This is a genomic window from Aquirufa sp. (assembly GCF_044342065.1).
Lineage (GTDB): Bacteria > Bacteroidota > Bacteroidia > Cytophagales > Spirosomataceae > Aquirufa.
The window spans coordinates 1-4,992 of sequence record NZ_JBIIQN010000054.1; the positions used below are offsets into that span (position 1 = coordinate 1).

Here is a 4,992-nt window from a genome sequence, read left to right on the forward strand (position 1 = left end):
TGTTGGGGCGGGAATACTTGACACCCAGGGGAATTTTGCGGAACCTTATAAGATTTTGCAGCAATTCAAAAGTAAGGACCTTAGCTAGCTATCCACCCCTCCATCACCGCCGCCGTCTTCTCACATCCTTCATCCAACATCAAATCATGCGATCCACCTTCCATGATTTCAATCGGCGCCTGGTAATGTTTGGCGGTTTGTTGGAATTCATCCACGCTGATGAGTCCATCGGCAGATCCACCAATGACCAACACCGGGCAATTGATCCGATGCGTCACCGGGATAAAGAGCCCTAAATAAGCACGAAAGGATTCGGCGCAGAGTTTGGGTTTGTAGACTTCCGCCAAAGGATTTTCGTTGAAAAAGAGTTGGCTGTATTTTTTAAAGGCTTTTAAGAGGTTTCCCTGCAGCAAATATGGGATAGCCCCCGGAAAGCGGAAAAGGGTCCGCAAGCTTGGCCGCAACACCCCGCTCGGTGGAACAGAAGCGAGCAAGATGGCCTTTTTGGCCTTACCCATTTTTAAATAGCGCTGCACAATCATCCCTCCCATGGAATGGCCAATCAGGATGGGGGCCTCGGGCAAGTCATCCACAAGCTTTTTGAGTGCTTGAACATAGTCGGCCAAAGAATACCTAATCGCCTTTGAACTTCCTTCTTGCGCATGTCCGGGCAGGTTAATCGCCAAACAGGTATAGCCTTTGGCCTCAAAATACGGGATGAATTGCTCCTCCCAGCACCAGGCGCCGTGACTCATGCCATGCACAAAAACGAGGGTTTCTTTCATGCGACGGGCGTCTTACTCACGTAGTTTTTGGGCAAATGCTTCTTCAACTGATTCACGAATAAATGAAAGTCGACCGTGATCGTATGCCGCGGCGTTTTGATCTGATTCAAATGCGGATGGGTAACTTCTCGTTGGCATAATTCTGCGATGTTCTTCGGTCTTTCCCAAAGCCCCTTGATCGCCCGCGCCACGATTTTACTCTGCAATTCCGCTCCCGGCCAAATGCATCCCAAAGGCTGGAACATGCCCACAAAAAACAAGTTTTCGTATTTTTCATGCAGCATCTTCAAATACAAGGGCACATCGCCCTCACTATAATTCAAGAAGCTTTTCTCAAAGAAAGGATGCTCCAAAACATAGCCCGTGCAGGCTATAACGACATCAAATTCCTCCTGTGTGCCATCTTTGAAATGCACCACCTTCCCATCAAAATGATCGATGTCGGGTTTTGGAAATACCTTCCCATGCCGCAGTTTGTACAACAATTCATCATTGATTGTGGGGTGTGTGCCCGTAATCGCATGTTCGGGTTCCGGTAGTCCGTAATTTTTATTGGGTCCCAAAAAGATCTTCACAGTCAATTCGGATAAGAAAAACTTCAATTTGGTGGGTAAAAAAGCCATCGTAGAGGCTACGACGTCACTCGGTTTGCCAAACAAAAATTTGGGTACGATGCGGTAGCCGCGACGCCAACTGATACTAGTCTTTTGGCTTACCCGACTCGTTTCTACCGCCACGTCGCAGGCAGAATTTCCTCCGCCGATCACCAAGATGCGTTGGCCGCGAAAGGGTTCCGACTTCTTGAAATCATGTGAATGCATGAATTGGCCTGTGAATTCACCCGGATACGAAGGCATGCGGGGTAACCAGTGATGTCCATTGCAGACCACCAAATGTGTGAATGTTTCTGTTTTGCTTTGGCCCTCGTGTTCCGTCACAACGGTCCAGTTTCCATTCGAGTCCAGTTGGCATGATTTTACCAAAGTATTAAACTGTATGTATTTTTCCAGTTGGAAATGTGCCACATAGCCTTGAAAGTAGCGCCGTAATTGGTCGTGCGAAGGGTAATCCGGTATGCCTTTTTCGAAATCATCGAAGGTGAAATCAGCGTATTGCGACAGGGTTTTGGAAGAAATGATGTGCGTCGTTTCAAAGACACTCGAATGGCCTACCTTTTCATTGTAGACCCAATTACCCCCTACCTGGTTATTGAAATCATAGCAGCTGACGTCGAGCCCCTGATCTACTAAATTTTTAACAGCCGTAATTCCTGAGGGCCCTGCACCGATTACACAAACGTTGGTCATTTATCTTGATTTGTTTCTCAAATATAGCAAAATGACAAAATAATCTTGGTATTCGACAAATTTGTGCTTTAAGATAAAATCAAGCTTTCTCTTTTACCTTTGGCAATCCTGTCATAGGTTTGCCAAAGGTAGTGCCGATATTTCACTTTTAAGTAGCAAAAACTGATAATCACCCTATGGATACCTATAACCTAAATCGATTTGTCATCGCGCAGGAAAGCGCCTATTCACAGGCGCTCATTGAAATAAAAGCCGGCGAGAAAACTAGTCATTGGATGTGGTATGTTTTCCCACAGATGAAAGGTTTGGGAACTTCGTATAATTCGACTTTTTACGGAATCAGCGGGAGGGCAGAGGCGGAGGCATATTTGGCTCACCCCCAATTAGGACCACGATTGATTGAAATTTCAATAGCTTTATTGACTCATGCGGGAAAACCCATTGAAGATATTTTAGGAGCTACCGATGCGCTCAAGCTCAAATCCTGCATGGAACTTTTTGCTTCTTTAGCTTGGGCAGATCCTGTGTTTGAGGGAGTTTTGAAACGCTTTTATGCTTAGCGGTTCTTCTTTGAATTAAACTTTTTGATCCGCATGGCCTGTTTGTAAATGCTGTAGAATTTGGGGTCCAACTTAAATTTACTCACCTTCAGAATGGGATTTGTTGCCATGTCGATGCTATCTCGAATGGCTTGTTGCTTAGTTTTGTCCATCCAAGCAGTCCAATAATTCGGATTGAGTGAATTACCATACATTTGTGGATATACGGAGGGCCAAACCCAATCTCGGTCTTTGATTGAACTCAATCGAATTAAATTCGCACGGATTAAACTCGAGTCTCTCGGCAAGGCATACGAATCTGAAAAAAGCCATTCCTCCAAATACAGTTTTCTGCGAATAGAGCGATCGACAGGTACCAAATCGTATAATTTCACATAACCATCTTCGCTACGAATCTCCGCGTTTTTATCTGCTACCGCCTTGCGAAATTCCTTCTTATTTAAGCCCTCCGGCAAATAGGTATACTCACGAACGAAATACGCAGGCAGGGTACAAGATGTGACCAAAAGGCTTGTAAGGATAGCAAAAAGGAACTGTTTCATCATGGTTGTTTAAACATAAAAAAACCAAGCAATCTATAGATAGCCTGGTTTTTTGTCTTTTTTCTCTAATTTTTTCTCCTTCGGAGTTTTTGCGGGTTCCTTCTTCTCCGCCTTCTTGGAATTCATGCCTTTAGCCATGGTGTCAGGGTTTAAGGACACAAGTACGGAAAATTATTTGAATTTGTTTCCACCTTACCTTTGGCAATCCTGTCATAGGTTTGCCAAAGGTAGTGCTGAGAAGCGGCATTTTCTAACAGGGAATTGATAAATTCCTACACCACCAACAAGCCCATTTCCCGCAATTCCTCCACCAATTCTCCCTCCCAAAAACCCTTGAAATCTCCCAGTCCCGCCTGCGAAAATTTCTTTTCGAATTCCTGGAAGGTCCCCGTTTTCTCTGTACCCATGGATAATTTTGGTAAGATATATTCCAGCCAAGCGCCCATCTTCCCCGTGGCTTCCAATTCCACTTCCTCACGGCCTAGACTAAATGACAAGGTTTTGGTGGCTTTGGTGTAAGTGGGAGCGGGACCAAGCCAACAAATTTTGTCGTTTGGCTTGGGAAATCTTTCTTCCTTCACCGTTAACATCCGAGCAATGTAATTCTTTGGCAGCTGCGTCCGCGGAATTTTGAATTCAAACCATTCCTGCAGTGGCATGTCCAAACCGATGCCATGCATGTAATTAAACAAGGATTTCTTAAGCCCCTCACTAAACAGCGCATGATCCGCCCCCGTAGGATCCGCATGCTCCAAATCGTTATTCGCAAAACTCCCAGGTTCTGGGTTCAATATCTCTATGTGATAAGCATCTGGATTTAGCCCTACTGGACTATGTGCCGTCAAGGCAAATTGATGCCAAAAACCGGAATGAATCACCCCGTTTTCAACGAGTTGGCGCACAACTTCCAACGAGTCTACCGTCTCTTGCGCTGTCTGCGTAGGGAATCCATACATCAAATACGCATGGACCAAAATCCCCGCTTGCGTAAAATGATCAGCTACCTGAGCCACCTGGGCCACGGTCACCCCTTTATCTATCAAGGTTAGCAGTCGATCCGAAGCCACTTCCAATCCTCCCGAAACGGCGATACAGCCTGAGCGCATCAATAATTGGCATAAATCCTTGGTAAAACTTTTCTCAAATCGAATATTCGTCCACCAAACCACCGTCAAACCCCGTCGGATGATTTCCAGCGCCACATCGCGCATCAAAGCTGGTGGTGCGGCTTCATCCACAAAATGAAAGCCATTATTGCCGGTTTGGGCAATCATCGCTTCGATGCGATCCACCAATAGCGGTGCCGTCGTAGCTTCATAGTCTTTAATGTAGGATAATGAGATGTCACAAAACGTGCATTTGCCCCAATAACAGCCATGGGCCAGGGTCAATTTGTTCCAGCGCCCATCACTCCACAAACGATGCATCGGGTTCGCGATCTCAATGACCGATAAATACCTATCTAACAGCAAATCCGAGTAATCCGGAATGCCCACATCTTTTTGCTTGACATCCGAATCCTTTGACCCATTCAGGTAAGTGACCGTTCCATCAATGCGGCAAAAAGTTCGTTTCAAATCCTGCAATTCCCGCTCGCCATTCAGATGTTCCAATAGGTTTATCAAGGGCGTTTCCCCATCATCTAGCGTGATGAAGTCGACAAAATCAAACACGCGGGGCTCTTGCAAAGAACGTAATTCGGTATTCGCATACCCTCCGCCAAAAGCGACTTTAATCTGCGGATGGTGTTTTTTGATCCATTGCCCACAACGTAAAGCACTGTATAAATTTCACGGGA

At 45.7% G+C, this 4,992-nt stretch carries 6 protein-coding genes; 1 reads left to right on the forward strand and 5 read right to left on the reverse strand.

Features of this window, described 5'->3' with window-relative positions:
- Nucleotides 1-80 precede the first annotated feature (80 nt).
- The gene (locus ACIQZ2_RS11515; protein WP_395768999.1) at nucleotides 81-785 is read right to left on the reverse strand and encodes an alpha/beta hydrolase; all 705 of its coding nucleotides are present in this window, start codon (nucleotides 783-785) and stop codon (nucleotides 81-83) included.
- Nucleotides 782-2,092: a flavin-containing monooxygenase gene (locus ACIQZ2_RS11520; RefSeq protein WP_395769000.1), complete on the reverse strand. Its 1,311-nt coding sequence runs from the start codon at nucleotides 2,090-2,092 to the stop codon at nucleotides 782-784. The genes ACIQZ2_RS11515 and ACIQZ2_RS11520 overlap by 4 nt, the downstream gene beginning before the upstream one ends.
- 176 nt (nucleotides 2,093-2,268) lie before the next feature.
- On the opposite strand from ACIQZ2_RS11520, the gene ACIQZ2_RS11525 reads away from it, so the two are divergent.
- Entirely contained in the window at nucleotides 2,269-2,652 is a 384-nt protein-coding gene (locus ACIQZ2_RS11525; RefSeq protein WP_395769001.1) for a DUF1810 domain-containing protein, read from the forward strand.
- On the opposite strand, the gene ACIQZ2_RS11530 is transcribed toward ACIQZ2_RS11525, so the two are convergent.
- The 3 genes from ACIQZ2_RS11530 to ACIQZ2_RS11540 form a co-directional block, all read right to left on the reverse strand.
- A complete protein-coding gene (locus tag ACIQZ2_RS11530) occupies nucleotides 2,649-3,197 on the reverse strand; it encodes a hypothetical protein (protein WP_395769002.1) in 549 nt (182 codons plus the stop codon). The two genes, ACIQZ2_RS11525 and ACIQZ2_RS11530, sit on opposite strands and share 4 nt — an antisense overlap.
- 30 nt (nucleotides 3,198-3,227) lie before the next feature.
- Nucleotides 3,228-3,353 (reverse strand): hypothetical protein, encoded by a 126-nt coding sequence (locus tag ACIQZ2_RS11535; RefSeq protein ID WP_395769003.1) that lies wholly within the window; start codon nucleotides 3,351-3,353, stop codon nucleotides 3,228-3,230.
- A gap of 113 nt (nucleotides 3,354-3,466) precedes the next feature.
- Nucleotides 3,467-4,882 (reverse strand): B12-binding domain-containing radical SAM protein, encoded by a 1,416-nt coding sequence (locus tag ACIQZ2_RS11540; RefSeq protein WP_395769004.1) that lies wholly within the window; start codon nucleotides 4,880-4,882, stop codon nucleotides 3,467-3,469.
- Between the last annotated feature and the right edge of the window lie 110 nt (nucleotides 4,883-4,992).